20 protein-coding genes are annotated in these 25,485 nt (G+C 43.5%); 9 read left to right on the forward strand and 11 right to left on the reverse strand.

The window, feature by feature from the left end:
• Positions 1–190 precede the first annotated feature (190 nt).
• The 6 genes from aroC to ACO06Y_RS16330 all read left to right on the forward strand — a co-directional run bounded on the left by aroC (position 191) and on the right by ACO06Y_RS16330 (position 6,121).
• A complete protein-coding gene (gene aroC, locus ACO06Y_RS16305; protein WP_422080064.1) occupies positions 191–1,255 on the forward strand; it encodes a chorismate synthase in 1,065 nt (354 codons plus the stop codon).
• A gap of 58 nt (positions 1,256–1,313) precedes the next feature.
• Complete coding sequence (locus ACO06Y_RS16310; protein ID WP_422080065.1) at positions 1,314–2,651, forward strand: dicarboxylate/amino acid:cation symporter; 1,338 nt, start codon at positions 1,314–1,316, stop codon at positions 2,649–2,651.
• 12 nt (positions 2,652–2,663) lie between these two features.
• The gene (gene gshB, locus ACO06Y_RS16315) at positions 2,664–3,695 is read left to right on the forward strand and encodes a glutathione synthase (protein WP_422080066.1); all 1,032 of its coding nucleotides are present in this window, start codon (positions 2,664–2,666) and stop codon (positions 3,693–3,695) included.
• Complete coding sequence (locus ACO06Y_RS16320; RefSeq protein ID WP_422080067.1) at positions 3,688–4,515, forward strand: N-formylglutamate amidohydrolase; 828 nt, start codon at positions 3,688–3,690, stop codon at positions 4,513–4,515. Before gshB ends, ACO06Y_RS16320 begins: the two co-directional genes overlap by 8 nt.
• Positions 4,512–5,684: a flavohemoglobin expression-modulating QEGLA motif protein gene (locus tag ACO06Y_RS16325; RefSeq protein ID WP_422080068.1), complete on the forward strand. Its 1,173-nt coding sequence runs from the start codon at positions 4,512–4,514 to the stop codon at positions 5,682–5,684. The genes ACO06Y_RS16320 and ACO06Y_RS16325 overlap by 4 nt, the downstream gene beginning before the upstream one ends.
• Before the next feature lie 149 nt (positions 5,685–5,833).
• Positions 5,834–6,121, forward strand: a complete 288-nt coding sequence (locus ACO06Y_RS16330; protein ID WP_422080069.1) for a GIY-YIG nuclease family protein — start codon at positions 5,834–5,836, stop codon at positions 6,119–6,121.
• A gap of 152 nt (positions 6,122–6,273) precedes the next feature.
• Here the strand turns inward: ACO06Y_RS16330 and ACO06Y_RS16335 are convergent, their stop codons facing one another.
• The 3 genes from ACO06Y_RS16335 to ACO06Y_RS16345 all read right to left on the reverse strand — a co-directional run bounded on the left by ACO06Y_RS16335 (position 6,274) and on the right by ACO06Y_RS16345 (position 10,976).
• On the reverse strand, positions 6,274–6,696 hold the full coding sequence (locus ACO06Y_RS16335) for a thiol-disulfide oxidoreductase DCC family protein (RefSeq protein WP_422080070.1): 423 nt from the start codon (positions 6,694–6,696) through the stop codon (positions 6,274–6,276).
• Positions 6,697–6,720: 24 nt separating this feature from the next.
• On the reverse strand, positions 6,721–8,607 hold the full coding sequence (locus ACO06Y_RS16340; RefSeq protein WP_422080071.1) for a tetratricopeptide repeat protein: 1,887 nt from the start codon (positions 8,605–8,607) through the stop codon (positions 6,721–6,723).
• Between the two features lie 473 nt (positions 8,608–9,080).
• Entirely contained in the window at positions 9,081–10,976 is a 1,896-nt protein-coding gene (locus tag ACO06Y_RS16345) for a tetratricopeptide repeat protein (RefSeq protein ID WP_422080072.1), read from the reverse strand.
• A 301-nt stretch (positions 10,977–11,277) separates the two neighbouring features.
• Between ACO06Y_RS16345 and ACO06Y_RS16350 the strand changes: the two genes are divergently transcribed.
• Positions 11,278–12,888 (forward strand): thiol-activated cytolysin family protein, encoded by a 1,611-nt coding sequence (locus tag ACO06Y_RS16350; RefSeq protein WP_422080073.1) that lies wholly within the window; start codon positions 11,278–11,280, stop codon positions 12,886–12,888.
• A 110-nt stretch (positions 12,889–12,998) separates the two neighbouring features.
• Here ACO06Y_RS16350 and ACO06Y_RS16355 read toward each other — a convergent pair whose 3' ends face one another.
• Positions 12,999–15,170, reverse strand: coding sequence for an endonuclease MutS2 (locus tag ACO06Y_RS16355; protein ID WP_422080074.1), 2,172 nt, complete (start codon positions 15,168–15,170; stop codon positions 12,999–13,001).
• A gap of 147 nt (positions 15,171–15,317) precedes the next feature.
• On the opposite strand from ACO06Y_RS16355, the gene ACO06Y_RS16360 reads away from it, so the two are divergent.
• Positions 15,318–16,364 (forward strand): DUF6340 family protein, encoded by a 1,047-nt coding sequence (locus tag ACO06Y_RS16360; RefSeq protein WP_422080075.1) that lies wholly within the window; start codon positions 15,318–15,320, stop codon positions 16,362–16,364.
• A 191-nt stretch (positions 16,365–16,555) separates the two neighbouring features.
• Positions 16,556–17,221 (forward strand): uracil-DNA glycosylase, encoded by a 666-nt coding sequence (locus ACO06Y_RS16365; protein WP_422080076.1) that lies wholly within the window; start codon positions 16,556–16,558, stop codon positions 17,219–17,221.
• Between the two features lie 79 nt (positions 17,222–17,300).
• Here the strand turns inward: ACO06Y_RS16365 and ACO06Y_RS16370 are convergent, their stop codons facing one another.
• From ACO06Y_RS16370 to ACO06Y_RS16400, 7 genes are all read right to left on the reverse strand, one after another.
• Entirely contained in the window at positions 17,301–18,152 is an 852-nt protein-coding gene (locus tag ACO06Y_RS16370) for a substrate-binding domain-containing protein (RefSeq protein ID WP_422080077.1), read from the reverse strand.
• Between the two features lie 308 nt (positions 18,153–18,460).
• The gene (ppk1, locus tag ACO06Y_RS16375) at positions 18,461–20,509 is read right to left on the reverse strand and encodes a polyphosphate kinase 1 (RefSeq protein ID WP_422080078.1); all 2,049 of its coding nucleotides are present in this window, start codon (positions 20,507–20,509) and stop codon (positions 18,461–18,463) included.
• 61 nt (positions 20,510–20,570) lie between these two features.
• On the reverse strand, positions 20,571–21,443 hold the full coding sequence (locus ACO06Y_RS16380) for a nucleoside phosphorylase (RefSeq protein WP_422080079.1): 873 nt from the start codon (positions 21,441–21,443) through the stop codon (positions 20,571–20,573).
• A 9-nt stretch (positions 21,444–21,452) separates the two neighbouring features.
• On the reverse strand, positions 21,453–22,385 hold the full coding sequence (locus tag ACO06Y_RS16385) for a DUF1835 domain-containing protein (RefSeq protein WP_422080080.1): 933 nt from the start codon (positions 22,383–22,385) through the stop codon (positions 21,453–21,455).
• A gap of 125 nt (positions 22,386–22,510) precedes the next feature.
• Positions 22,511–22,837, reverse strand: coding sequence for a translation initiation factor (locus ACO06Y_RS16390; RefSeq protein ID WP_422080081.1), 327 nt, complete (start codon positions 22,835–22,837; stop codon positions 22,511–22,513).
• An 18-nt stretch (positions 22,838–22,855) separates the two neighbouring features.
• Positions 22,856–24,442, reverse strand: a complete 1,587-nt coding sequence (locus tag ACO06Y_RS16395; RefSeq protein ID WP_422080082.1) for a sulfatase — start codon at positions 24,440–24,442, stop codon at positions 22,856–22,858.
• A gap of 27 nt (positions 24,443–24,469) precedes the next feature.
• A complete protein-coding gene (locus ACO06Y_RS16400) occupies positions 24,470–25,420 on the reverse strand; it encodes an isopenicillin N synthase family dioxygenase (protein ID WP_422080083.1) in 951 nt (316 codons plus the stop codon).
• Positions 25,421–25,485: the final 65 nt, after the last annotated feature.

The raw sequence follows: 25,485 nt of genomic DNA on the forward strand, positions 1-25,485 counted from the left end.
TTGGAAATGAATTTGAAATCAATAATTGATTGGTATAATGTTAAGTTTACGTAATCCCCGCTGTTAAATTGTTAAGTAAGCATTAAGCCGAAGATGAATTTTTGTATCTCTGATTTAAGATTTACCTTTGGCGTTTATTGAAAACGGTACAGGTACATTTTGACGTCATGTATCCGTTAATCCTAAGAAAATGGCCGGGAATACCTTCGGAAATAGTTTTAAGCTTACCACTTTTGGTGAATCCCATGGAATTGCCATAGGGGGTGTGTTGGACGGATGTCCGGCAGGTCTGGAACTGGATTTGGAGGCGGTGCAAAAGGAACTGGATCGGCGAAGACCCGGACAATCCGCCATCGTTACCCAACGAAAAGAACCGGATAAGGTGGATTTTCTATCGGGAATTTTTGAAGGAAAGACTACGGGAACACCTATTGGTTTTGCCATTTACAATACAAACCAGAAGTCCAAGGACTATTCACATATTAAGGATTCGTACAGGCCTTCCCACGCCGATTATGTGTACGATAAAAAATATGGCTTTCGTGATTACAGGGGCGGAGGTAGAAGTTCTGCCCGGGAAACGGCCAGCCGAGTTGTGGCCGGGGCCATCGCCAAACAATTTTTAAAGGACATACGTTTTAATGCCTTTGTATCCCAGGTGGGCACACTGACCTTGGACAAACCCTACACCGAACTCGACTTTTCCCTTATTGAATCCAATCCGGTGCGCTGTCCCGATCCCGAAACGGCGCAAAAAATGGAGGAGTACATCAAGGGAATACGAAAGGAAGGGGATACCATTGGCGGAGTTATTACCTGCGTTATCCAGAACGTCCCCATAGGCTTAGGGGAGCCCGTTTTTGATAAGCTCCACGCCGAACTCGGGAAAGCCATGTTGTCCATCAATGCCGTAAAAGGTTTTGAATACGGAAGTGGTTTTGCCGGGGTAAAAATGAAGGGTAGTGCGCATAACGACCCATTCAATTCCGACGGCTCAACAAAGACCAATCACAGTGGCGGCGTACAAGGCGGAATTAGTAATGGGATGGATATTTACTTCAATGTGGCGTTTAAACCTGTTGCTACGGTAATCCAGGGCTATGAAACTATAGACAAGGAAGGCAACAAGGTAAAGACCCAGGGAAAGGGCCGTCATGACCCTTGTGTGGTACCTAGGGCCGTACCTATTGTTGAGGCCATGGCAGCCTTGGTGTTGGCCGATTATACACTTATCGATCGTACCGTAAAATTGTAATCCGCTTTCTAGGGGTTTTCCTCCCAAAATAGTATCTTACTTCCAAAATTCATCAGGTATGAAGAAAATGGAATTGCATTGGAAAATCCTAATCGGTATGATTTTAGGGTTGGTCTTTGGCTTTGTCATGACCTATCCGGATTGGGGACGGGAATTCGTCACCGATTGGATTAACCCTTGGGGCACTATTTTCGTTAAGTTGCTAAAACTTATTGCGATTCCCTTGATCCTGGCTTCCTTGATAAAAGGAATATCGGATCTTAAGGACATTTCCAAGTTTAAGAGAATCGGACTCCGGACTATCGGTATTTATATCTTCACTACAGTAGTTGCTATAACCATAGGTCTTTTATTGGTAAATGTTTTGCAGCCTGGAAATGGTATTTCCGAGGATACGGTCGCCAAACTTTCGGCAACCTATGCCTCTGATAGTGGCGTTACCTCAAAATTGGACGAAGCCTTGAAACAAAAGGAAAGTGGCCCGCTTCAATTCCTGGAGGACATGGTTCCCGACAATGCGGTCAAGGCCATGAGCGAAAACGCATTGATGCTGCAGGTAATCTTTTTCACAATTTTCATGGGGATTTCCATGTTGTTGATCGGTGAGGAAAAGGCAAGACCCTTAAAGCAGTTATTTGATGCCTTGAACGAGGTAGTCTTAAAAATGGTGGATTTAATTATGCTTACCGCTCCCTATGCCGTTTTTGCCTTATTGGCCAATGTAGTAGCTTCTTCAGGAGATTCTGATCTGTTGGTGGCACTTCTAAAGTATGCCGGGGTGGTCGTCTTGGGATTATTCTTGATGATCGTTTTTTATACCATTCTGGTTTCATCCTACACCCAAAAGAATCCCTTTTGGTTCTTAAAGGAAATTAGCCCGGCACAGTTGTTGGCTTTTTCCACGAGTTCCAGTGCAGCTACCCTTCCCGTTACCATGGAGCGGGTGGAGGAGCACATAGGGGTGGACAAGGAGGTCTCCAGTTTTGTACTGCCCGTAGGGGCTACCATCAATATGGACGGCACCAGTCTATACCAAGGTGTTGCAGCGGTTTTCGCTATGCAGGTCCTTTGGCCTGAGGGTTTGCTGTTCAGTAATCAAATCATCATCGTCCTTACGGCACTTCTGGCGTCCATAGGTTCGGCTGCCGTTCCCGGGGCGGGTATGGTTATGTTGGTCATTGTATTGGAATCCATTGGTTTTCCTCCAAATCTTTATCCTATAGCCCTGGCCTTGATCTTTGCCGTAGATAGGCCCTTGGATATGTGCCGCACGATCGTGAACGTTACGGGAGATGCGACCGTGTCCATGGTGGTTGCAAAATCCGTTGGCAAATTGGGCGAACCCCATCCACAGGAATGGGACGACCATTTGGAAGAGGTAATTTCAAAAAACTAAACATTAAGAGCGATGAACATTTGTTTTTTAATGTATCCTTGGGAGGAAATCGATCCCGAAAACGATACAAGCTTGGCATTGATCCATGAATGCGTAAAACGAAATCATGGGGTAGCGCTATGTAGCCCAGCTAATCTCACCATCCGCAATAGTGTTACCAACGCCTTTTGTACGGTAATCAATCGGATGGAAAAGGTTTCCAGTAGCCTGAAATCCTTCTATAAACAGGCGGACATCCGGGAAGAGATGTTGCCGTTGGCCGGATTTGACGTTATCTTTATGAGGGCCAATCCGCCTTTAGATCCGATTATGCTCAATTTTCTGGATTCGGTCAAGGACGATGTATTCATTGTGAATTCCATACAAGGACTTCGCGAGGCCAATAACAAATTGTATACCGCAGCTTTTGGGGATTCCCATAGCAATATCATTCCGGCTACACATGTATCCAAGAACAAGAACTATCTCTTACGGCAAATCAAGGAATCCAAGTCGGATAAGATGATTTTGAAGCCTTTGAACGGTTTCGGAGGCTCTGGGGTAATCCTTATCGAGAAGTCGGCCATGAGTAATATCAAATCCTTATTGGATTTTTATGTAACTAACTCAGATGGAACATCTAACTATGTCATACTTCAAGAATACATTGAAGGCGCGGACCAAGGCGATGTACGCATTCTTATATTAAACGGGGAACCCATCGGGGCCATGAGACGCGTACCCGGTTCGGATGATCATCGTTCCAATGTTTCCGCAGGAGGTTCCGTGGCCAAACACTCTTTGACAAAGCAAGAAAAGGCACTTTGTAAACAAATTGGTCCAAAATTGGTAAAGGACGGCCTGTATTTTGTTGGAATAGACGTTATTGGCGGTAAGTTGGTGGAGGTCAATGTCATGTCGCCCGGAGGCGTTACCTATATGAACAAGGTATATAAAACAAAGATTCAGTCCAAGGTGATCGATTTCGTGGAAAGTAAGGTCATGGATAAACTCAAGGCTTTCCAAAGGCGTTCCAGACTACGGGACGAGGTTGAAAATGCGTAGACTTTCCATTGAAAATATCATTGAACTGATTCAATCGGAAACCCCATTTGAAGCGGTATCCGATGATTATTCCTTTACCCTTAAAATAGAGGATTACGTTCCCTATGTTTGTGGAGCCGTTCACGATGGTCATCAATTTCGGAAATCGCTCTGGGACAACTGCCTGCACACGGAATATGAGCGCTGGTACGAAGAGGATCCCTGTACCAAGGAAATGGTGCGTGCGCATCCCATTGTAATTGCAGGATGCGACAGCCGTTTTGAGTATGATCTGAACCGGCCTCCGGAAACCGCTGTTTTTGATACGGCCTGGGGGAAACAATTATGGCAGAATCCCTTACCGGATTCGGAGAGACGGCACAGTTTGGAAAAACATGCCAATTTTTATCGGGTGGTACATGCCCTCATCGAAAAAATAGAATCAAAGCACAATTGGGCCTTGGTTTTTGATATGCACAGTTACAATTGGAAACGTTGGGACAGGGAAGTGCCTACCTGGAACTTGGGAACGATCAATATCGATACGAACCGATTTGGAGAAACCGTATCTTCCTGGAGCAAAAAACTGGGAAGTATCAACTTACCCAATGGCATAAAGCCTTCTTCGAAGATCAATGATACCTTTCAGGGAAATGGCCATTTTTTAAAGTACATCACCCGAAATTTTGATCAAACCCTGGTACTCGCCACGGAAATCGCCAAAGTGTATTGCGATGAGCTTACCGGAATTCTTTATCCGGAAGTGGTGCATTCCGCCGAGGAGCAATTAAAAGAATTGATACCTTTGCAGGTCACGGAATTCTTGGAGGAAAAGTTATGATAGAAGAAGCGGAACGAGCCGAAATTAAACTGGAGCACGCCGGTTTATTCGAAATTGATGATCGTTTGGATGGATTGGTAAAGAAAATAGAATTGCTAAGCCATGTAAATCCCATGAACATCGAAAAGGAAAAGCAACGGTTTTTTGCTTCAAAATATGTGGATGAACCAAGATTTAGGTATCCTAAGCTAAAGTTTGATCCTTACAAATTACATCGACTTTTCTTTTCACAGCGTTTGGAAAAGATTGCCGATGACCAAGTGAGGAAATTATACAGGGATACCATCTATTTCTACTCTAATATGGTGGAATGCATTGAGACCATAGGAGAGGGGGAATCCTTTTACTACAATTCCCTTCAAGTATATGGGACTCCCACGGAAAGGGACGTGCAAAACGCCAAATTCATATTGCATTTTGATGATGAACCCAATCTGGAAGATATGGAGAAACGGTTTGATTGTTATGAAGCAAAAGCCTATTTTCTGGACTTTGTAAAGCGATACGACTTCCCACTTAACATTAAATTTTCCACCCATATCGCGGCCGAGGCTATGGTCAGTAACATTTCTAGGACCTTGCTGATCAAAAGAAATGTAAAGTTTAGTAAAAATGAATTGCGGACCTTGGCCAACCATGAAATTGGGGTGCATTTGGTCACCACGTTCAACGGATTGGTGCAGCCTTTGAAAATTTTTTCCAATGGATTTCCCAAAAATGAAGAAACCCAAGAAGGATTGGCCGTTTTTAGCGAATATATGAGTGGCGTACTTACCTTGAAACGTTTAAAGGAACTGGCCTATCGGGTATTGGCTTCGGATAGCCTGATCAAAGGATATAGCTTTGCGGATACTTTTGATATGATCCATAACCAATACAAACTTGATCGTCATGAAGCCTTTACCATTACCCTTAGGGCGCATAGGGGAGGGGGGTTCACCAAAGACCACCTGTATCTAAGCGGACTTCGAAAAATCTACAAACGGTACAGTAAGGAAAAATCCATGGATGTATTGTTGACGGGAAAGGTAACCTTGGAACGTGAAAAGGACATTGAACATCTGTTGGATTTGGGTTTGGCCAAGAAAATTACCCATACGAACTTGGCCTACGAACAAAACTTGAACCAAAACAGGACACTGGATTTTATTTTGAATAACCTTAAGTGATTATCGCCTCGTCTTTTAGGATTCACGTCCAATTGGATAATCAAAAGCGAGCTTATCATTTTGAACGGGTTTTGACACCAATTGTAACGAAAGTTGAACACAGAAATTAGAAAACGAGGTGGTTTCTATCCAATTTTTACTTTAGGGAAATGAAGATTTTTTATGTCTATATCCTTGAGTGTTCGGACAAGACTTTCTATACCGGTATAACCGCTAACCTGTCAAAAAGAGTGGAGTCTCATGCCAACGGCAAATATCGGGATAGCTACACGTTTTCAAGAAGGCCGATTAAGTTGGTTTTTTTCTGTGAGTTCACCGATCCAAATAGGGCAATTGGCATGGAAAAACAAATCAAAAGATGGTCAAGGGCCAAAAAGCAGGCCTTGATAGATGGTAATTATGACCAATTGCCAAATCTTGCTAAAAAGAAATTTTAAACGCCGTGATGGTTCTCGATACAATTTTATTTCTCATTGTCAATTCGAAATAAAATCACTCGAACTGACATCGCATGAATTTGATTTAATGATTTTGTCACTTCGAGTGGATTTTACAAACGAAGTGAAGTAAAATTTGTATCGAGAAGCGTTTAACCCAAAAACTTGGCCTTCAACTCAGGGGTGGGTATCATACAGGCGTCTTTTCTACCAAACCAACGGTATCTATTTTTAGCTACAAAATCGTATACGATATTTCGTAACGAACTGGGAATCAAATTAAATACGTTTAGAAGTGTCCAGATGCCACCAAAGGATAGCCCTATATTTAACGCAGCATCGGATTTGGTGTAAAAAGCGACCCCAGGTTCAATTAGAATGATGGAATCTACCTTGGAAGTATCAATATTTCGCTCCGTGATTAGTTCTTGACCTATTTCGCTTTGCAGGGCCGCATAGCGAAATACATCTTTCTTGTCCCGCTTTATGATGAATTGAATAGAGCTGTTACACAGGTTGCAGACCCCATCAAAGAGAATAACTTTTTTATCCTTTTCCACGGTACAAAGATACATTAGGGAAAATAGGTAGGCTAAATTTTATAATGTATTTAAGAATGAGGTCAAATCCATTTCCTTATCAAGACCTAATTTCTTTTTCAGCCGGTATTTGGACTTAAGGATACTATCCGGTAATACGTTTAGGGTGGCAGCGATTTCCTTGGTGGTCAGGTTCATTCGCAAAAAGGCCGCCAAACGGATTTCCTTTTCGGAAATATCCGAAAACAATGTTTTCAGTTTTTGGTCAAAATCATTATGCACCTCGGCAAAATAGGTCTTAAAGACCTCCCAATCCTTATCTGAGGCATTTTCTCTTTTAAGTAGCATTACAATACGCCTGAATTCCACCTTAAAACGGTCCGGGTCGTTTTTTATATTTTGAAGGTTGCCGAGAAGTTCTTGGATAAAGGTGTTTTTTTGGACCAAATGCAAGGTTTGGCTAGCGAGCTCTTTCTTTTTATGGGCAATTTCCTGTCTGTAGATCTGTTCTTGCTTTTCCCGTTCTATTCGGTTTTTCTTCATACGTTGGCGGAACCCAAAAAACAATAGACCGGAAACGGCAATAAAGGTAAACATGCCTCCCGCATAGAGCCCTTTGCTAAGTCTATCTACCTTAGCCATTTCGTTCAACGTATTGATTTCCTCTTCCTTCAATGCAATTTCTGCTTCCCTACGTTCAGTTTCATACAAGGTCTGCAACTCATCGATTTGTTTTGCCTTCTCTTTGGAGAATAAACTATCACTGATAACTCTCGATCTTTTAAAATCTTGGATGGCTTTCTGGAGGTCTCCATTTTCTTCATAGACCAAACCTCTTGTGTAAAGTGTATTTTGCAATTCATTGGAGATCCCAATTGAATCGGATAAACTTACGGCCTTATCCAATAAAATGATTCCTTTCTGAAACCTTTTCGTAAGGGCATAGGCATGGCCAAGGTTGGACATGTCTGTAATCCAGTTGTTGGTTGCGGAAATTTCTTTTCCCTTAATAAATGCCTTTTCCAGATATTCTACGGCTTTTGGGTAGTCTTTTAAATTCAGGTACTCATTACCAATGTTACCATAGGCGATGATTTCTGAGGATGGGAAAGTGTAGGCCAAGGCCATTTTCAGGCTTTCCTGGTATTTTTTTATGGCGGCGGCGTGTTTTTTTTGGGAGGAGTGGACATTGCCTATATCCACCAAGGTATTGGAAAGGAAATAATTATCCTCCAATCTCTTGTACACGGTAATGGCTTGTTCAAAGTAAGTGATGGCCTTTTCGTTGTTTGCCATTACACTATGTAGCTTGCCCAGGTTCCTGAACAAATCTGCTTTATGATAAGTTCGGATGTCCAGGGAGTCATATATGGTCAAGGCTTTTTTATAGAGCTCCATGGCCTTGGGGTAATTGCCTAACTCGTAATAGTGCACTCCGTTATCACTGAGCGCCGAACCATACCTTAAATAGTCTCCCCCCACTACATTTATTTTTGCAACGCTGTCCATTAAGCGGATAGCGTCCAGGTAATTCCCATTATGTGCCTTCAAGATGGACAAATTTTTCAGCGTACTGGATACAAAGGAATCGTCATTTAGTATTTTTGATTGCTTTAGGGTTTTATTAAAATAGTATTCGGCCGAATCCATTTCCTGTAGATTGAAATAATGGTATCCCAAATTAAAATCACCCTGAAGTATGCCTTTTGCATACTCGGTATCCTTGGAGATTTTACGCATCTTTAGAATAAAGGTCTTCGCCTTTTCCGAATCATTGTAAATCAAAAGATCAATGATATCATCAAGAATATCTACTTGTTGGACTACAGTTTGGGAACTTTCATACAACTTTACAAGACTGTCCACCTTTATCTGGTTTCTTCCCTGTCCTGGACAAGTCCAAAATGAAAATAGGGCAATGAGGCTGCCTATAAGCTTTGTTTGCATAAACGATGGTAATGAGATATTCCAATTTACCTCCGTTCAATGGGTAAACGTTCCCTGTCCATGGTTTGTCCATGGGTTCTGGAAACCTCTTTCTTTAACCAATATAGGTAAAGTGTTGTTTATTAGTCGATTAACACTTTTGGTTAAAACATAGGGCTTTGCGTTGTCCATGTGGAAAAAGTAATTAAAATTAATCCAAACTTCAATACACATGGATTCATAAAGGCTTGGCGCGGATTCTTGAACAATTTCTAACAACCAAAGGAGCATGAAAACAATTTCACTGATTTTGGGCAGACCATTTCGGGCATTGTTTTTTGGAACATTGACTCGCCTCGGCAATAGTGATTAAAAAGAGTATGTTGAGAAGAAGTAACCTGGTTTGTAGTGCCATTATCAACGGCATTGGATTGTATCTACCGGTAATTGAATCCTCCAATTCCGGTAATAAAGCATGAATAGGGTTTTGTAATTCAAATGGTGTTCAAAAAGCTGGTCAAATCCGTTTCCTTATCCAATCCCAGCTTCTTCTTTAACCGGTATTTGGATTTGAGGATACTGTCCGGCAACACATTGAGGGTCGCGGCGATTTCCTTGGTGGTCAGGTTCATCCGTAAAAAGGCGGCCAATCGGATTTCTTTTTCTGAAATATCGCTGTACAAGGTCTTTAGCTTTTGGTCAAAGTCGTTGTGAACCTCTGAAAAATAAGTCTTGAATACCTCCCAGTCCTTGTCCGAGGCATTTTCCTTCCTAAGTAACATCATGATTCGTCGGAATTCCATTTTAAACTTCTCCGGGGAATATCGGATGTTTTCCAGGTTTTCCAATAACTCCTGAATAAAGGTGTTCTTTTGCACAAGATGCAAGGTCTGGCTGGCCAGTTCCTTTTGTTTATGCTCTATCTCCCTTTGGTAGATTTCTTCTTGTTTTTCGCGTGCTATTTTATTCTTTTTCATCCGTTGCCGAAAGCCAAAGAACAACAATCCCGAAACGGCTACGAAGGTGAACATTCCCCCTGCATAAAGCCCCTTGGTCAATCGGTCGACCTTTACCTTCTCATTTAAAGTGTTTATTTCTTCCTTTTGCAGGGCTATTTCGGCTTCCTTCTTTTCGGTTTCGTAGGCGGTTTGAAGCTCACTGATTTGCTTCGCCTTTTGGGTGGAGAATAAACTGTCTTTTATAACCTGGGATGCTCTAATATCAACCAAAGCGGATTGTGGTTCCCCTTTTTGCTCAGAGTTGAATGCTCTATAATCCAAGGCATTAAGGAGCTCATTACCGATTTCCCCTTTTTTAGCAAGTGAGATGGATTCATTTAGATATTCTTCCGCTATAGAGAATTCTTTTTTGTACGTAAAAGAGTTGCCAATGTGGTACAAATAGATAACCTCATTAATATCCGAAAGTTCTTGTCGATCATACGCTAGACATTTTTTGAGATTTTCAATGGCCATATCATATTCTCCTAGGTTTTTGTAAGCTATTCCAATGTTTCCATAAGAAATAATGGATACGGAATTGTTTTTGCTTAATTGGCTAATCTCCAATCCCTTTTTATGGAATTCAAGCGCCTTGTTTTCATCTCCTAGATCTGAATGAACGCTTCCCATGTCCGTAAAGGTGGAAGCGGCGTATACATAATCCTCTATTTCCAAATAAGTTTCAAGGGCTTGCCCAAAATAGTCCAGTGCCTGCTTTTGGTTTCCCTGTCTGGTGTTTAGTTTTCCAATGTTGCGAAGTACATCGGCTTTTCTATAAGGTTCGCGCGGAATGGTATCCAAAATTTTCAACGCCTTTCGATAACCCTGCATGGCCTTTAGGTAATCCCCTTTATCGTAATAGTGGGCAGCGGAGTTGTTGATCGAAACGCCATAGTTGAGATAATCCCCCTGATCTAAATATATTCCGGCGACAGAGTCCATGAGTCTTATTGCCGAGGTATAATCCCCATTGTGCCCTTGAACCAGTGAAAGTTTGGAAAGTGCCTCTACCACACCAACTTTTTTATTTTTTTGCTTTGCTAGATTCAAAGTCCTGTTCAGGTGAAATGATGCGGAATCCATCTTTTCGATGCTATAGTAGTAGTAACCAAGGTTCAATTGACCCAAAATTATGCCTGTATCATAATTCTCCCTATCTGAAACGGAAACTAATTCTTGAATGTAAGCTTTTGCCTTGTCCGTGTCATTATAGATGTAACTGTCTATTAGGGATTCCAACAAGTCCACCTTTGTTTCAATTTTGTTTGCGGAATTGTAGATAGAATGCAGACTATCCGCCTTTTTTTGGATTTGGCCTTGGACTTTGATTAGTGAAAGAGCGATAACGAATATCCAAATAGGTAGTTTGGTCATGGTAGAGCTATACATATTGGTTTGTTCTAAGTTACTTAATTAATGTAGTACGATAAAACACCAACCCAGATCAAAAAAGGACATTGTCCATACTTTGTCCATGCTTTTAGTAACGCCGTATGTTCTTGAAATTTTTATAAATACTTGATATTCAAATTTTTAAATATAAAAATCTAAAAACCAAAAAATGGCCTGTCTATGTAGGAAATACCGGAACACGGGAATGAATGTCCATGGTTTGTCCATGGACAAAATTGGGTATGAGGTTGATTTGGAGCTAGTTTCGAGTTGTTGAATCCTTAAAAACCAAAAAGTTATGAAAACAACGATTTCAAAAATGAAAATGGCGACCCTGTTACTTTTGGCCTCAATGTGCTGCCTTGTGATTTCCTGTAGTAAAGATGAAGCTCCCGTAGATCCACCACCTGCAGAAGGTGGAGGTGAGAACAATGGTGGGGAAAATCCTGGAGAAGGAGAAGATGAAAACAACCTGGAGGACATAAATGCAGTAATCGCTAGTCTTACCTATGATGCCGATGTACTCCTGAATGTTCAAAATACGGGGTCTTTAGTTCCAGACCGGGAGGAAACGGGTAGCAGGAACGACAATCAAGGCCCGACCGAAGGTTGGGTAACCGAATGCAGGATTAAGGACTATAACTTGGAATCCAATTTTGATGATGTAGCCATCTTACGGCCCACAAACGGTGTAATCTTTCCCGGTGCACTGGTCATTGGAAACGACGGTATGCTGGATGGCGCCCCGGATCCCTTGACCCTGGATAGGTCCGCGGTAACGCTAAGTCTAGATCTTCCCGGTATTGGGGAGCAGGGGACTATAGTTGTTGAAAACCCCACGAATTCCTCAGTACAATCCAATATTGACAATGCTTTGGAATGGTGGAATGCCAACGCCTATCAAGAAGGGTATGTGAACGCTGCTAATTCTTCCTACCAGGCAACTACATCCTACTCTTCAAAACAGTTTAGTCTGGATGTGGGACTAAATGTGGAATGGGCCAGTGGTTCCTTGGCATCGCAGTTCGAGTTTGAAAGCAATAGAACGGAGCGGACTGCGGCCATTGTATTTAAACAGGTATTTTATACGGTAACCTTGGATACACCAAGTTCAGCGGCAAGCGTATTTGCTCCAGAGGTCACCAAAGAACAGGCAGAGGCGGCCTTTGATTCGGATACACCACCTGCCTATGTAAGTTCCGTTTCCTACGGAAGGGTCATCATGGTCCGTATGCAGACCACGGAGGAGGACACTTCGATTGAATTGGATGCCGTATTGGAATATGCAGGCGGGTATCGCGCTGCCGGCTCCTTGGAATCCAAATATGATGAAATCCTTAAGAACTCTAGTGTTACGGTAGTTACCATTGGCGGAAATGCGGAGGCGGCCTCAGAAGCGATCAGTCTGGCCGATATTAACACAGGTTTTGGCGCCCTGAACAGTGTCATAACCGGTGGAAATGCCGTATATAGCAGAAATAATCCGGGCGTTCCGATCGCGTATACGATCCGGTATCTAAAGGACAATACTTTGGCGAAAATGGGCTATACTACTGATTATACCGTGGAGAAATGCGGTTCGTTCAGATTTAAGCATAAAAATATTGTTGTCGAAAATGAGTCCAATTACGATACCCGTTTCCGTTTTATTTACAAGCTGGCAGGGACCAGTGGCGAGTTGCAAACCGGTTTCGTTGAGGTAAACAATGATAAGCGTGTAAGCGGAAGCCCCCCGGATGGTGCATACGACGTACTGGTTCAGTTTGATCTTCAGAACGCCCTGTTCCAATGGGATAGGATGGGGGAATTTGACCTAGGTTACATCAGAAACGAGGAAGACTTTAGGGTTTTCTGCTCCGAACGTGATTTCATTGGCTTTTGCAAAACCATTTCCGTAGAGCCCAACTAAAATAATCCATTAGCTATCCCATTCATTTACAGTCGGTATCTAAAGTTGTGGATTCAACAACTTGGGTATCGGCTGTTTTTTCAGGGCGATTACCAATTATGGAAAAGGCATTACTTTTTGCTCGGGACCAATTCCAACTGATCCACGCTAACATTGGTGGTAAAAACGCCATAGTTGACCACGGCCTTGTTCTTTTCCAGTTTATCGATGCTTCCCACGGCCTTTCCATCTTGCATCCGAACACGGTCCCCGATCTTAAAAACAGGTCTTGGTTTGTTCTTTTCCTGTTGTACGGTTCTTTTTCTTTCTACCTTCTTTTTTGCTCGGATGACTTGGACCTCCTTTTGTACTTCTTGGGCGATCTGAGCCTTCTTGGTGCGTTCCGCTTTGGCCTCCCGTGCGGATTTTTTCTTGCGCTTGCTGTTCTCCGTCTCCACGATTTGCAGTAGTTCAGATACCAATGGCCTTTTTTTCTTATCATGGAAATAGCGGTCGGCAGCTTTGTTGACCTTATTGCCCAATTGGATCATCCGTTGGTCGTGGTCGTAGAGTTCCTGGTAGTTTTCCAACTTGGATTTGATTTTCGCGTTCAGTTTTTCCAATCGGGCTGCCTCCTGCCTTGCCTTGGACTCCTCTTCCTGTAACCTGGAGCCCGTTTTAGCCATTTTGCTGCGTTCTTTTTGTAGTTTGGCTATGGTAGCATCAAAACGTACTTTACCGCGCTCTATCTTCTTCTTGGCCTTGTTGATAAGGCTATATGGAATACCATTTTTCTGGGCCACTTCAAAGGTAAACGAACTACCGGCCTCCCCAAGAACCAATTGAAAGGTAGGTTCCAAGGTTCTCCCGTCAAAAAGCATGTTGGCGTTGGTGGCATGGGGCAACTCATTGGCCAATGCCTTTAGGTTGGCATAATGGGTCGTAATGACGCCATAGGCCTTTCGCTCATAAAAGACCTCTAGAAAGGCCTCCGCCAAGGCACCACCCAATTCGGGATCGCTTCCGGTACCGAACTCATCGATAAGAAATAACGTATTCCCATCGCACTGTCGTAGGAATCGGTTCATGTTTTTGAGCCGATAACTGTATGTACTTAAATGATTTTCAATGGATTGGTTATCGCCAATATCTGTAAGCACTTGGTCAAAAAGGCAGACAGAGCTACGTTCATGCACGGGAATCAACAATCCGCTTTGAAGCATGATCTGAAGTAGCCCAATGGTCTTGAGCGTTATGCTTTTCCCTCCCGCATTGGGTCCGGATATCACGATGATACGGTTTTCCGGATGTAGCTCAATGGTCTGTGGCCAAGTCTTTTCGCCCTTGCGTTTGTTGGCCAAATAGAGTAGGGGATGATAGGCTTCCCGTAGAAACAGGCGACGGCCCTCATTGATTTCTGGCATCAACGCATTGATTTCCGAGGCATATTTGGCCTTGGCGGCCGTAACGTCCATGAAGGCCAAAAACTCCTGATATTCTAACAATAACGGGGCAAAGGGCCGGATAACATCGGTCAATTCCTTTAAAATCCGCTGCACCTCTTCCTTTTCATCAAATTCCAGATTGTTTAGTTCCCGACTGTACCGTAGTGTGGCCTCAGGTTCTATATACATAATGCTTCCGGTTTTGGAAGTGCCCATAACCGTACCCTTTATTTTCCTTCGGTACATCGCCTTTACGGCAAGCACACGCCGATTCTCGACAACCGACTCCCGGATTTCATCGAGATAATCCGACCCTTGATAGGCGTGTAAGGCCGATGCGAAACTTTGACTTATTTTTCCCTTCACCTGTAGTATTTCACGGCGTATTCGAAAAAGTGCCTCGGAAGCCTTGTCCTTGATTTCTCCAAAACGATCGATGACTGCATCAATGGCAACCGGAATCTCCGTATTCGACTCAATTTCATGGGATTTGGCAAAAAGCAGGGGGTAATATTCCTTGAATTTACCGAGGAATTTCTTTTGCCCCATTACCGTATTGCAAAGGGAACCCATTCTCCGAAATCCATTGATTTCAAGGGCGGTATTTTCTATTTGAAGTAGCTTTAGATCTCCATCAATGGAATCAAAACCATGATTGGGAATGCGGTTGTCACTGATCAACGAGGAAACGTATTCCGAAGTCTGGCCCAAAGCGTCCAGTATGCTTGCTCTATCGGATAACGGCATAAGGGACAATGCCCGCTCCTTGCCCAATTCCGTTGTGCAACGGGCAGAGACTTGCCCCAATACCATGGGCAATTCAAGATCCTGAATTACTTTTTTCAAGGTGTTGTCCATCTTGGTTTTTTTGACCGATGGCAAAGGTACGGATTGCCAATCATTTGAAAAACTGTGTGCAAGGGCAATATTTTGGGGTATTTTGAAGTTTTAGAACAAACCAAATGTCTGCCGATAATGAAGGTAGGCATAAATCGAATCGTCCCAATGAAAAACCATAACCTACTGGCCATCGGCTTTGGCCTTACCTTGCTTATTTCGTCCTGTAGTGCAACGAACCAATTGACCATGGGAGCCTTGGAACCCGCTCCAGTGCATCTACCCAAAGAAGTCGTAAATATTGGCATTATTGACCGAAGTGCGCCCTCGGAGGGCAATCGGACCTTGGATAAAATCGATAAAATACTTTCTGCCGAAGGGCTTGAATTGGATAAAAAGGGAGCTGAGGCGGCGGTTACGGCCTTGAAGGACGAGCTGGAGCGCCATGATTCCTTCGAACACGTAAAAATCCTGTCGGATGCCGATGTCAGTAAGGGATTGGGGGTGTTTCCCGCGACCCTCTCCTGGGAAAAAATAGAATCACTTTGTGCAATGCACAATGTAGATGCCATTTTTTCCTTGGCCTTTTATGATACGGATACCAAGGCATCCTATGCCATGACTACCATGCAATTGCCGAATAGTTTGGGTATTGAAGTGCCCATTCCCGCCCATGAGGTACGCTTACAGACTTTGATAAAGAACGGATGGCGTATATACTACCCCTCGGAAAAAGTGATTGTTGATCAATTTGTCTTCAACGAGGGCCTAACCTCTATGGGCAGAGGTTTAAATCCCATAAAGGCTGTTGAGGCGATTGCCAATAGAAATGAAGGGGTGGTGGAGCTAAGCAAGAATATGGGCAGTTCCTATGCCTTGCGCTTATTGCCCTTTCGTATACGTATCTCACGTGATTACTATGTGCGCGGAACGGATAATTTCATAATAGCCAGGCGCAGGGCACAGACCGGGGATTGGGACGGGGCCGCGGAACTATGGGAAAAGGAAATTAACAATCCAAACCGCAAGATTGCCGGTAGGGCCCATTATAACATGGCCATTATCAATGAGATAAATGGGAATTTGGTAGAGGCGATGGATTGGGCCTCCAAATCCTATACGGAATACAGGGACAGGAATGCCCTGCGGTACCTAAACACCTTAAAATACCGATTTGCCCAAAACGAGGCCTTGGAACAGCAGGTTTCCCGATAATCCAATTTGAGGCGGATTATTTGGAATCCATTCCATTGGTTTTTTAGGGTCATATCTATCCTAATTTTGCAAAAGTTTTTGACTACTTTTGAATCTAACCCCCGAAAACCTTTTTGGCGGATTGCTTCGGCAACGCTTCGATTGTAAAGGGGAGGAGCGACCGGTTGGCTCCCAATCGACAAAGTAGATCAATGAACGTAAGCATTCACCCCAGTTGGAAAGAACAACTGAGCTCGGAATTTAACCAGCCGTATTTTCAGGTCTTGGCCAATTTTGTGAGGAAGGAATATCAGAATTACACTTGTTTTCCTAAAGGAAAGGATATTTTTGCCGCGTTTGACCATAGTCCGTTTTGGGAGACCAAGGTGGTGGTCATAGGGCAAGACCCATATCATGGCCCCGATCAGGCCAATGGGCTTTGTTTTTCGGTAAAGGATGGAATTCCACATCCCCCTTCGCTAGTCAATATTTTCAAGGAAATAAAGGTGGATGTCGCCAAGCCCTATCCCAAAAGTGGCAATTTGGAACCCTGGGCGGAGCAAGGTGTGCTTCTGCTCAATGCTACCCTTACCGTTAGGGCGCATCGGGCCGGAAGTCATCAAAACAAAGGCTGGGAAATCTTTACGGATGCCGTAATACGAAAGCTTTCGAGTAATCGGGAAGGGCTAATTTTTCTGTTATGGGGCGGATTCGCCAAAAGGAAGGCCGCCCTTATCGACAAAGGCAAGCATCACATTCTTACCTCGGGCCATCCTTCTCCTTTAAGCGCGAACAAAGGCTACTGGTTCGGGAACCGTCATTTTAGCAAGACCAATGCCTTGCTACAGCAAATGGGAAAGGAGCCTATATTCTGGTAAGATGCTGGGCAACAGTGGTGCCCAATGGATTCAATTCAGTTATGGGGCATAAATGAATCTCTTCCTTTAATTCGCTGAATTACAAGGAAGCTAGAATTTCATTAGGTGATATTGACTTAGTAATCAACTTTAAATTGATTAATGTATCTTTCACGTTTTCAATATTTTGAATACTTATCTGTTGTTGGCTCCATCGGGTCAGCGAAAGCCATTTTTGAATATCCTCCAATTGCTGGCCATACCTATTCGACAGGGTCCTGTCTATACTGGGTATCCGTTTGAATTCCCATGTGTATACGTTGATTACCTCCAAAATATGCCTCAAAGTACCCGTGTCGTTTTCCAAAAATTCATCTGTTGCTGCTATAACAAAACAAGGCCATGGGGTAGGGCAATCGCCCAGTCTTCCAAAAGTCCCATTGTCCACCAAGGGCTTGGTGGTAAAATGTTCCCACATAAAGTAATCCGCCGATCTTTGGGTCAGGGCCTCAATGGCACCATCCAGATTATTTATGACCTTGAACGGTAAGGTGTCGGTATCCCAGCCTTCATTTCGAGCATTTACAAAGGCCATGAGATGACTTCCGCTTCCAAACCTACTAATTGCCGCTGTGGTATTTTTAAGCTCTGAAATCGTCTTAAAATCGCTTTTCGTGCTAACATGGATACCCCAGAGCAGGGGAGAGGAAATATATTCCTGAACAATTTTGGTCGGATTTCCTTCGGAAATGCTTTTAACGATGCCTTCGGTCAAAATAATGGCCAGATCCGTTTCATGGCTTTGCAGCATTTGGCACATTCTACCTGTACCTTCAGGAACATCCGTCCATTGAAGGTCTATACCCCTTTCTTGAAAGGCTCCCTCCTCAATAGCCATATGCCACGGAAGATTAAAATGTTCGGGGACACCTACTATCCTTACTGTTTTCATTGCTCAAGATTTTTAGTTGAAACCCAGCCGACGGCATATAGGGATAACATTTTTAACGCCTTGAACCTTCGAGGCTGGCCATTGCGAATATCCTTGTTTTCAAAAAAGTGTCGAGTTGCCTGGTTATTTAGGTCATTGTTGAACGCTCTCAAAATAAACCAAAAACACAAATAACCCATAACCCAATAACCCATAACCCAATAACCCATAACCCAATAACCCATAACCCAATAACCCATAACCCAATAACCCATAACCCAATAACTAATAACCCATAGCTCCATCTTACCCCGGGCGGGTATGGACTTTCAATCTACAACTTCGTCTTTTAGCTTTAGCTGAAGATAGTCATAAATGGCATACTGCGACCGTAAGGCCTTCCCGTCTTGTTCTTTCCGAACCCTTTCATTGCTATCGGCAGCATCCTGTATCCGTGCCTTGACATTATCGCTAAACTGAAGTAATAGGATGTGTTTGAGTTCCTTGAAGACCTCCTTGTCCAAAATGGGCGTCAGTACTTCGATGCGTCGGTCCAGATTCCGGCCCATCCAATCCGCGGAACCCATGTACATTATCTCGTCCCCGCCGTTTTCGAATAGGTAAATTCGCCCGTGCTCCAAATAGCGATCTACGATGCTGGTCACCTGTATAGGTTCCCTATGGGGATAAGCATCATTCTTGGCGTTGGGTACCAAACAGCAAAACCCACGGACCAAAAGCCGTATTTTCACCCCGGCATCGCTTGCCCTGTACAGGGCGTCTATCATGGTCCTATCTTCCAGACTGTTCATTTTTATGTTTATGGAAGCCGATTTTCCCTGTGAACTATTCTTAATTTCATTTTCTATACACTGCAGAAAGGCGGTCCGTGTGGTATAGGGCGAAACCAAAAGCTGTTTTAATTTGGGTACGATCAGTTTACGGTCCAAAGTGGAAAAGACTTGATGTAGGTCTTCGGTAATCTGCGGGTGGGCGGTGAAAAGACCATGGTCACAATACAATTTTGCCGTCTTTGCGTTAAAATTTCCGGTACCTATGTAGGCGTATCGTCTTAAAATCTTCTTTTCACGGCGTTCCACCAGCGCAATTTTGGAGTGTACCTTAATGTTGGGTACGCTAAAAAATACCTGGGCCCCCTGCTTTTGGAATATTTTTCCCCATTCGATATTGTTTCGTTCATCAAAACGGGCCTTGGCCTCGATGAATAGGGTTACCTTCTTGCCATTTTTAAGTGCCGTAAGCAGGGCATCGGTCAATACAGAGGTTTTGGCAACCCGATAAAGGGTAATTTTAATATGCTCCACACCATCGTCCTGGGCGGCCGTGAGGATGAACTTTTCGACCGAATCAAAACTTTGGTAGGGAAAATGTACTATTCTGTCCTTTTCGGCAATGCTCGCGAAAAAATCGGCGGAATCGGAAAGCACGGGGTGTGGCAGCGGCTCTTTTTTGCCATAGTTCAGTTTAGGGTTGCCGGTAGGGTTGTCAAAACCAAAAAAATCCGAAAAGTTGTGGAAAGTACCCCCTGGAAAAAGATCTACCTTCCCCAAATTAAGATGGCCTCGCAACGATTTTCTAAGGGCTTCGGGCATTTTTGGGTCATATAGAAGACGCGTTGGCTGTCCCGATTTTCTTTGCCCCAACGATTCGTAAATGCGTTCCACCAGGGCCGTGTCCCCGTAATCGTCTTCCAGGTATAACTCGGCGTCCCGGGAAAGCTTAATGGAATAGCTTCCTGCAATCCGCTTTTCAGGGACCAGCCGTTCCAAATTCATTTTTAAAATACTATCCAGGAAAACATAGTGGCTGCCTTCACCGGGAATTTCAACAAACCGAGGGTGTTTGTCCGTGGGGATTTTCACGAAACAGAAGCTTTCGTCCATATAAGACACCAAAAGGTATAACTGACCATCCAGTAGCTTGGGATTTTGGCCCATTTCCAGAATTTCACAGTCTTTTTGCATGTTTTCCACAAAATACTCCGAGGCATAGTTCTTTTGGGCATCGGTTAGGCTGTCCAAATCTGGAAAATGGATGCCATATCCTTTTAGATCCTCCAAAATATCCTGCAGGATGCCACCAAAGCGTTGTTGTTGGCCATCGATGGTCTTTAAGATGTACTTTAGTTTTTTGTTGGGCCTTAACATCAACTTCTTGCGCAGCGGTTTGTCCACCTTTTTCAATTGACGTATCTGGGAAACGCGTACTTTGAAGTACTCATCGAGATTGGATGAAAAGATGGCCAGAAATTTTAAACGTTCCAGGGGAGGGGTGGTCTCGTCCGCTGCCTCCAATAGCACACGTTCGTTAAAAAATAGCCAATTGACATCACGGTGCTTGTATACTTCTTTCTCCATGCACCGGCAAAAGTAAAAAATCGAATTTCGTTTTACTTAAAGGAAATGTTAAGCTACCGATTCAGGAGGAAGCAATTCCCTCTAGGGTAAAACGGATCAATTTATCGACCGCTTTATGCGCATTTTTTGAAAACTCCCCAGTGGCCCTATTGGCCAGGATACAATTGAACGAAATTGCACGATGTCCCAGTAATTGGGCAAGCCCATAAATACCGGCCGTTTCCATTTCCAGATTGGTTATACGCAAGTTTTTAAAATTGAAGGTTGCCAGTTTTGATAGGAACCGACCCTCTTTTGGATTAAGGCGCAACCGCCTTCCTTGCGGCCCATAAAAACCTGAATTTGTGGCAGTTGCCCCTAATCGTATACGATTTTTGCCTATTTTGTCGGCCAAATTTTGGTCGTATTTTACGACATAGGGCCTTATTGGGCCATCTTCCCAGCCCAAATGCGACATTAAATCCCCGGAAATTTTCGGGTGTAGAATGGATTTACTTTCATAGAAATAAAGTAGTCCATCAAAACCGATTCCGTACTCGCTCAATACGAAGGAATCGATTGGAATTTCGGGTTGAAGGGCACCAGAAGTGCCGATGCGGATGATTTCAAATCGTATACGATTTTTTTTAACCTCGCGGCTGTCAAAATCAATGCTGGCCAACGCATCCAACTCGTTCAAAACGATATCGATATTGTCCGTACCTATCCCTGTGGATATCACGGTAAGTCTTTTCCCATTTAAAGTGCCGGTATGCGCATGGAACTCCCTTTTTCCCTTTTTCAATTCAATATGGTCAAAATATTGGGAAACGTCCGATACCCGATCAGGGTCGCCGACCGTAATTATGGTCTCCGCAATGTCTTCTGGTAATAGGTTTAAATGGTAAATGCTGCCGTCCGGATTGAGAATAAGTTCGGACTTCTCTAATTTCATGAATACCCCCTAGAGCTTAAGTATTCTATTTGAATCCGTGTTGTAGAGATAATTGTATTTTAGGGCGCCTCCCAAATAGGCCTCGTTATCCCGCATAGTGGAATAATAATTGGTTTTCCCCTCCAGTATCTCCTTGCCCTTTTTGGAAAGTCGTACCGGATTAAAGGAGGTGTACAAAGGTTTCAATTTGGAGATAACACGTTCAAATTGAGAATCGCCAAAGCCATAAATCCCTTGATTTCGAAGAATGGTACCCATGAGTTCCCGTTTTGATTTGGGCTTATATTCCAAAGAAAGGTTTAACACATGGTTTTCCACATTGTTAAGTCCGTTTTTAATGGTAGGGAACCGCTTTAAATGCGCCTGGATGGCATCGGATAGGTAGTTAAATTGAAAATCGCTGAAATCGGTCAAATTTTCAAGACGTATGGGATTATCACTGCAATACAATTGCCAAATATAATCGGCGTATTCTATGTCATCCTGGTTTAGGATTATCCGATTGTCATATAGTCTTTGCAATTGTTCGTTCGTAAGTTCGTTAAGACCGTATAATTTGTCGGATTCGTCTTCCTTTCCACTGCATACCAAGGAAATTTCCGCATATTTTCGGTTGGCTTTAAGCCAACTGACAACGGCCAACAGATTTATTTGACAGAATAGGTCGTATTCGAACCATAAAATAATCTGATCTTGCTGTTTATGATTACAGAGCGATCGATATTCCTTAAGGGTCTTCTCAATAAACCAAGATTTGGAGACCTTATAGTTTTTGTTTAGAAACTCAAATCGGGTTTTCCAGAAGGATTCACTGCCCACATTGGTTTCGGTTCGGCCTTCGCACAGCATTTCCCGCCAGGTAATAATGTCCCCCTTGAAATCAAGTGTTTTTAACCGCTCTGTAAAACTGTCTCCGTTGGTAATATGTAGCAGGGAACTCATAAAAGGGTCTTGGTTTAGGTTTAATCCGTTAAAAGTAACATTTAATCGAAAAAAACAAAAAAAATTAACAGAAAACTACGCAACTCATTGAGCGTTAAGGCATCGCACTTAAAAAAATGGGGATTTTATCCACCTACCCGTTTCACCTCAAACCCCTTTTCCGTAAGAATTTCCATTATTTTTTCGCGATAATCCCCTTGGATGATGATAATTTCGCCTTTAATGGAGCCACCGACACTTAACCGTGTTTTCAGTTCTTTGGCCAATTTTTTAAAATCGTTCTCCGCACCCTTATATCCCTCAAGGATGGTAACGGGCTTGCCCTTTCGTTTTTCATATTTACAAAGTATGGGATCGTCCTGGAGCCAGATGTCCGGTTTTGTAGTAGATTTTGCCTCTTCTTCCGGAGTGTGATCCGGAAAAAGGTTTTTGAGTTGATCTTTAAGGTCCATTCCTTATTAATATTGTGGTTAATCCTTGGTAATCTTGCTCCCCCACCAATCCGCATTGGGTTCGAACGTCTCGGATAGGAATTCCAAACGTTCCTTTTCCAATTTGGGCCATAACTCCTTGGTTATTCGGGTATCTCGTAGTTCGTCCATTTTTGGGTTATATTCGGGATCTTTTTGGGGGACTGCGGCATTGACCTCGGCCAACCAGGAGTGCAGTTTGTTGCTTAAATCCTGGCTTATTTCGGGATACTCCTCTTGAACATTCTCCTGTTCCCCGGGGTCTTCCTCCAGATTATAAAGTTCTTGGCTTCCATCTTCCCAATAATGGATCAATTTCCATTTGCCCTTACGGACAATGGAGGACGGATCACCGCCTTGGTTGCCATAGTGGGGATAGTGCCAAAAGAGGGTTCTTTCCGGCAAGGTTTTTCCTTCCAATAATGGTTTTAGACTTGTACCATCCATATGTTGTCCGGGTAAGGAATCAATACCGGCCAAATCGAGGATAGTGGGGTAAAAATCCGTTCCGGATACGGGATAATCCGTTCGGGTTCCCGTGTTATCCAACCAAGGCACTTTAATAAAAAAAGGTTCCCGGATTCCGCCTTCCCATTGGTATCCTTTTCCACCACGCAAGGGAAGATTGCTTGTTGAAAACGCATCGCCGGAAGCCACCCCTCCATTGTCGGAGGTAAAAATGACTATGGTGTTTTCTTCCAGCCCCAGTTCATCCAGTGTATTTAGGACCAAACCCACGGCATCATCCATGCTTTCCACGAGACCTGCATAAATGGGATTGTCCTGCACTTGGCGTATGGGTAGATTGCGTTCCATACTATAGCCAGCATCCGCCAATCCGGTATTTACGGCTTTTTCGCGATACTTTGCCCATTTGTTTTGGGTGGTCTGTATAGGCCCATGCACGGCATAGAACGAAAGCATGGCAAAAAATGTGGAATCCTTATACTTTTTGATGAAATCGGAAGTTTCCCTGGCCAAACGCATGGATAGATTTTCGCCATAGACCGTGTTTTCCAGATTTGGGTTTTTCCAGGGTGAAAAATAACCCCCAATGGGGCTGCCCTTTTCCCATCCGCCTTTATTGATGTCAAACCCATGGTCCTCGGGATAGGAACCCTTGTTTCCCAAATGCCATTTACCGGCAAAAAAGGTGGTGTACCCTGCTGCTTTCATTGCCTCTGGCAATACAACGTCTGTTTTTGGCAAAGCATGGACATATTCCGCGGGCAACAGTTTATCATATCTTTTATGGTCCCGCCATGCGGTTCCGGATTTGGCCCCTATCCAGTCCGTGATACCGTGCCGTGCCGTAAACTTCCCGGTCATTATACTGGCCCGGGAAGGGCTACATACCCTGCTGGCGGCATAGCCTTGCTCAAAAAGCATCCCTTCCAAGGCTATCCGGTCTATGTTGGGGGTCTCGTAATAGGTGCTGCCTGTACTACTCAAATCGTGCACACCTAAATCATCAACCAGGATAAAAAGTACGTTGGGCCGCTTTTTTACATCTTCGGAAGACTGTTGGCAAGATATCAATGAAAACAGGACGGGGACAAGAATGAATAATCGTATCGTTTTTCGCAAGGTTGGTGTGTTTTTTGGTTTATAGAATTATTTTTTGATCAATCCCAATTCGATCAAACGCTCATGTAAAAAATCACCGGCCGTAATATCCTCAAACTGTTTGGGTCGATCATCATCGACACAGTGCTCCAAACAATTCAAGGGCATTTGGCTAATGGGATGCATAAAAAACGGTATGGAATAACGGGAAGAGCCCCATAGTTCCCTTGGGGGATTAACCACCCGATGTATAGTGGACCTCAGTTTGTTATTCGTAAGTCGGGACAACATGTCCCCAACATTTATCATAAGCTGATCGGGACGGGCCACGGCATCGATCCATTCCCCTTTATGATTTTGTACCTGAAGTCCCTTCCCGTGGGCACCCATCAATAAGGTAATCAAGTTGATATCGCCATGCGCGGCGGCTCGTACCGCATTTTTGGGCTCTTGGGTAATCGGGGGGTAATGGATAGGCCTTAAAATGGAGTTTCCGTTGGTGATATAGGTATCAAAATAGGTTTCTTCAAGGTTAAGATGCAGTGCCAAGGAGCGTAAAACGTATTTGGCGGTTTTTTCCAGCATTTTATAGGTTTCCTTGCCGACCTTGTTGAAATTGGGAAGCTCATGTACAATGACATTTTTGGGATATTCTGCTTCCAGTACGGGGTCGTTCTCCACAAATTGCCCAAAATGCCAGAATTCCTTTAAATCCCCTTCCTTCCTGCCTTTGGCATGCTCCTTTCCGAAAGAGGTATACCCCCTTTGCCCACCGATTCCCTCAATCTCATAGGTATCCTTTAGGTGTTGCGGAAGGTCGAAGAATTTTTTGATTTCGTTATAGAGGTCTTTCACCAATTCGTCGGAAAGGAAATGGCCGCCCAAGGCCACAAAACCTATCTGTTCAAAGGCGTTTCCAATATGTTGGGTAAATTTTAGCTTCTTGTCCGGTTGCCCGGATGTAAATTCCCGTAAATCTACGCTGGGGATCATGTTCATAATCTTTGATTAAGATATTGGTCAAAGTTAATAAATAATGATGCATCGTTCCTCAAACCAATTAA

Source organism: Ulvibacterium sp. (assembly GCF_965228935.1).
Lineage (GTDB): Bacteria > Bacteroidota > Bacteroidia > Flavobacteriales > Flavobacteriaceae > Ulvibacterium.

Coding starts and splice junctions, on each gene's coding strand:
- ACO06Y_RS16320 (WP_422080067.1), top strand. CDS start 3,688: ATGCGTAGACTTTCCATTGAAAATATCATTGAACTGATTCAATCGGAA.
- ACO06Y_RS16335 (WP_422080070.1), bottom strand. CDS start 6,696: ATGTATCTTTGTACCGTGGAAAAGGATAAAAAAGTTATTCTCTTTGAT.
- ACO06Y_RS16340 (WP_422080071.1), bottom strand. CDS start 8,607: ATGCAAACAAAGCTTATAGGCAGCCTCATTGCCCTATTTTCATTTTGG.
- ACO06Y_RS16400 (WP_422080083.1), bottom strand. CDS start 25,420: ATGAACATGATCCCCAGCGTAGATTTACGGGAATTTACATCCGGGCAA.
- ACO06Y_RS16365 (WP_422080076.1), top strand. CDS start 16,556: ATGAACGTAAGCATTCACCCCAGTTGGAAAGAACAACTGAGCTCGGAA.
- ACO06Y_RS16380 (WP_422080079.1), bottom strand. CDS start 21,443: ATGAAATTAGAGAAGTCCGAACTTATTCTCAATCCGGACGGCAGCATT.
- aroC (WP_422080064.1), top strand. CDS start 191: ATGGCCGGGAATACCTTCGGAAATAGTTTTAAGCTTACCACTTTTGGT.
- ACO06Y_RS16310 (WP_422080065.1), top strand. CDS start 1,314: ATGAAGAAAATGGAATTGCATTGGAAAATCCTAATCGGTATGATTTTA.
- ACO06Y_RS16390 (WP_422080081.1), bottom strand. CDS start 22,837: ATGGACCTTAAAGATCAACTCAAAAACCTTTTTCCGGATCACACTCCG.
- ACO06Y_RS16345 (WP_422080072.1), bottom strand. CDS start 10,976: ATGTATAGCTCTACCATGACCAAACTACCTATTTGGATATTCGTTATC.
- ppk1 (WP_422080078.1), bottom strand. CDS start 20,509: ATGGAGAAAGAAGTATACAAGCACCGTGATGTCAATTGGCTATTTTTT.
- ACO06Y_RS16330 (WP_422080069.1), top strand. CDS start 5,834: ATGAAGATTTTTTATGTCTATATCCTTGAGTGTTCGGACAAGACTTTC.
- gshB (WP_422080066.1), top strand. CDS start 2,664: ATGAACATTTGTTTTTTAATGTATCCTTGGGAGGAAATCGATCCCGAA.
- ACO06Y_RS16355 (WP_422080074.1), bottom strand. CDS start 15,170: ATGGACAACACCTTGAAAAAAGTAATTCAGGATCTTGAATTGCCCATG.
- ACO06Y_RS16350 (WP_422080073.1), top strand. CDS start 11,278: ATGAAAACAACGATTTCAAAAATGAAAATGGCGACCCTGTTACTTTTG.
- ACO06Y_RS16385 (WP_422080080.1), bottom strand. CDS start 22,385: ATGAGTTCCCTGCTACATATTACCAACGGAGACAGTTTTACAGAGCGG.
- ACO06Y_RS16360 (WP_422080075.1), top strand. CDS start 15,318: ATGAAAAACCATAACCTACTGGCCATCGGCTTTGGCCTTACCTTGCTT.
- ACO06Y_RS16370 (WP_422080077.1), bottom strand. CDS start 18,152: ATGAAAACAGTAAGGATAGTAGGTGTCCCCGAACATTTTAATCTTCCG.
- ACO06Y_RS16325 (WP_422080068.1), top strand. CDS start 4,512: ATGATAGAAGAAGCGGAACGAGCCGAAATTAAACTGGAGCACGCCGGT.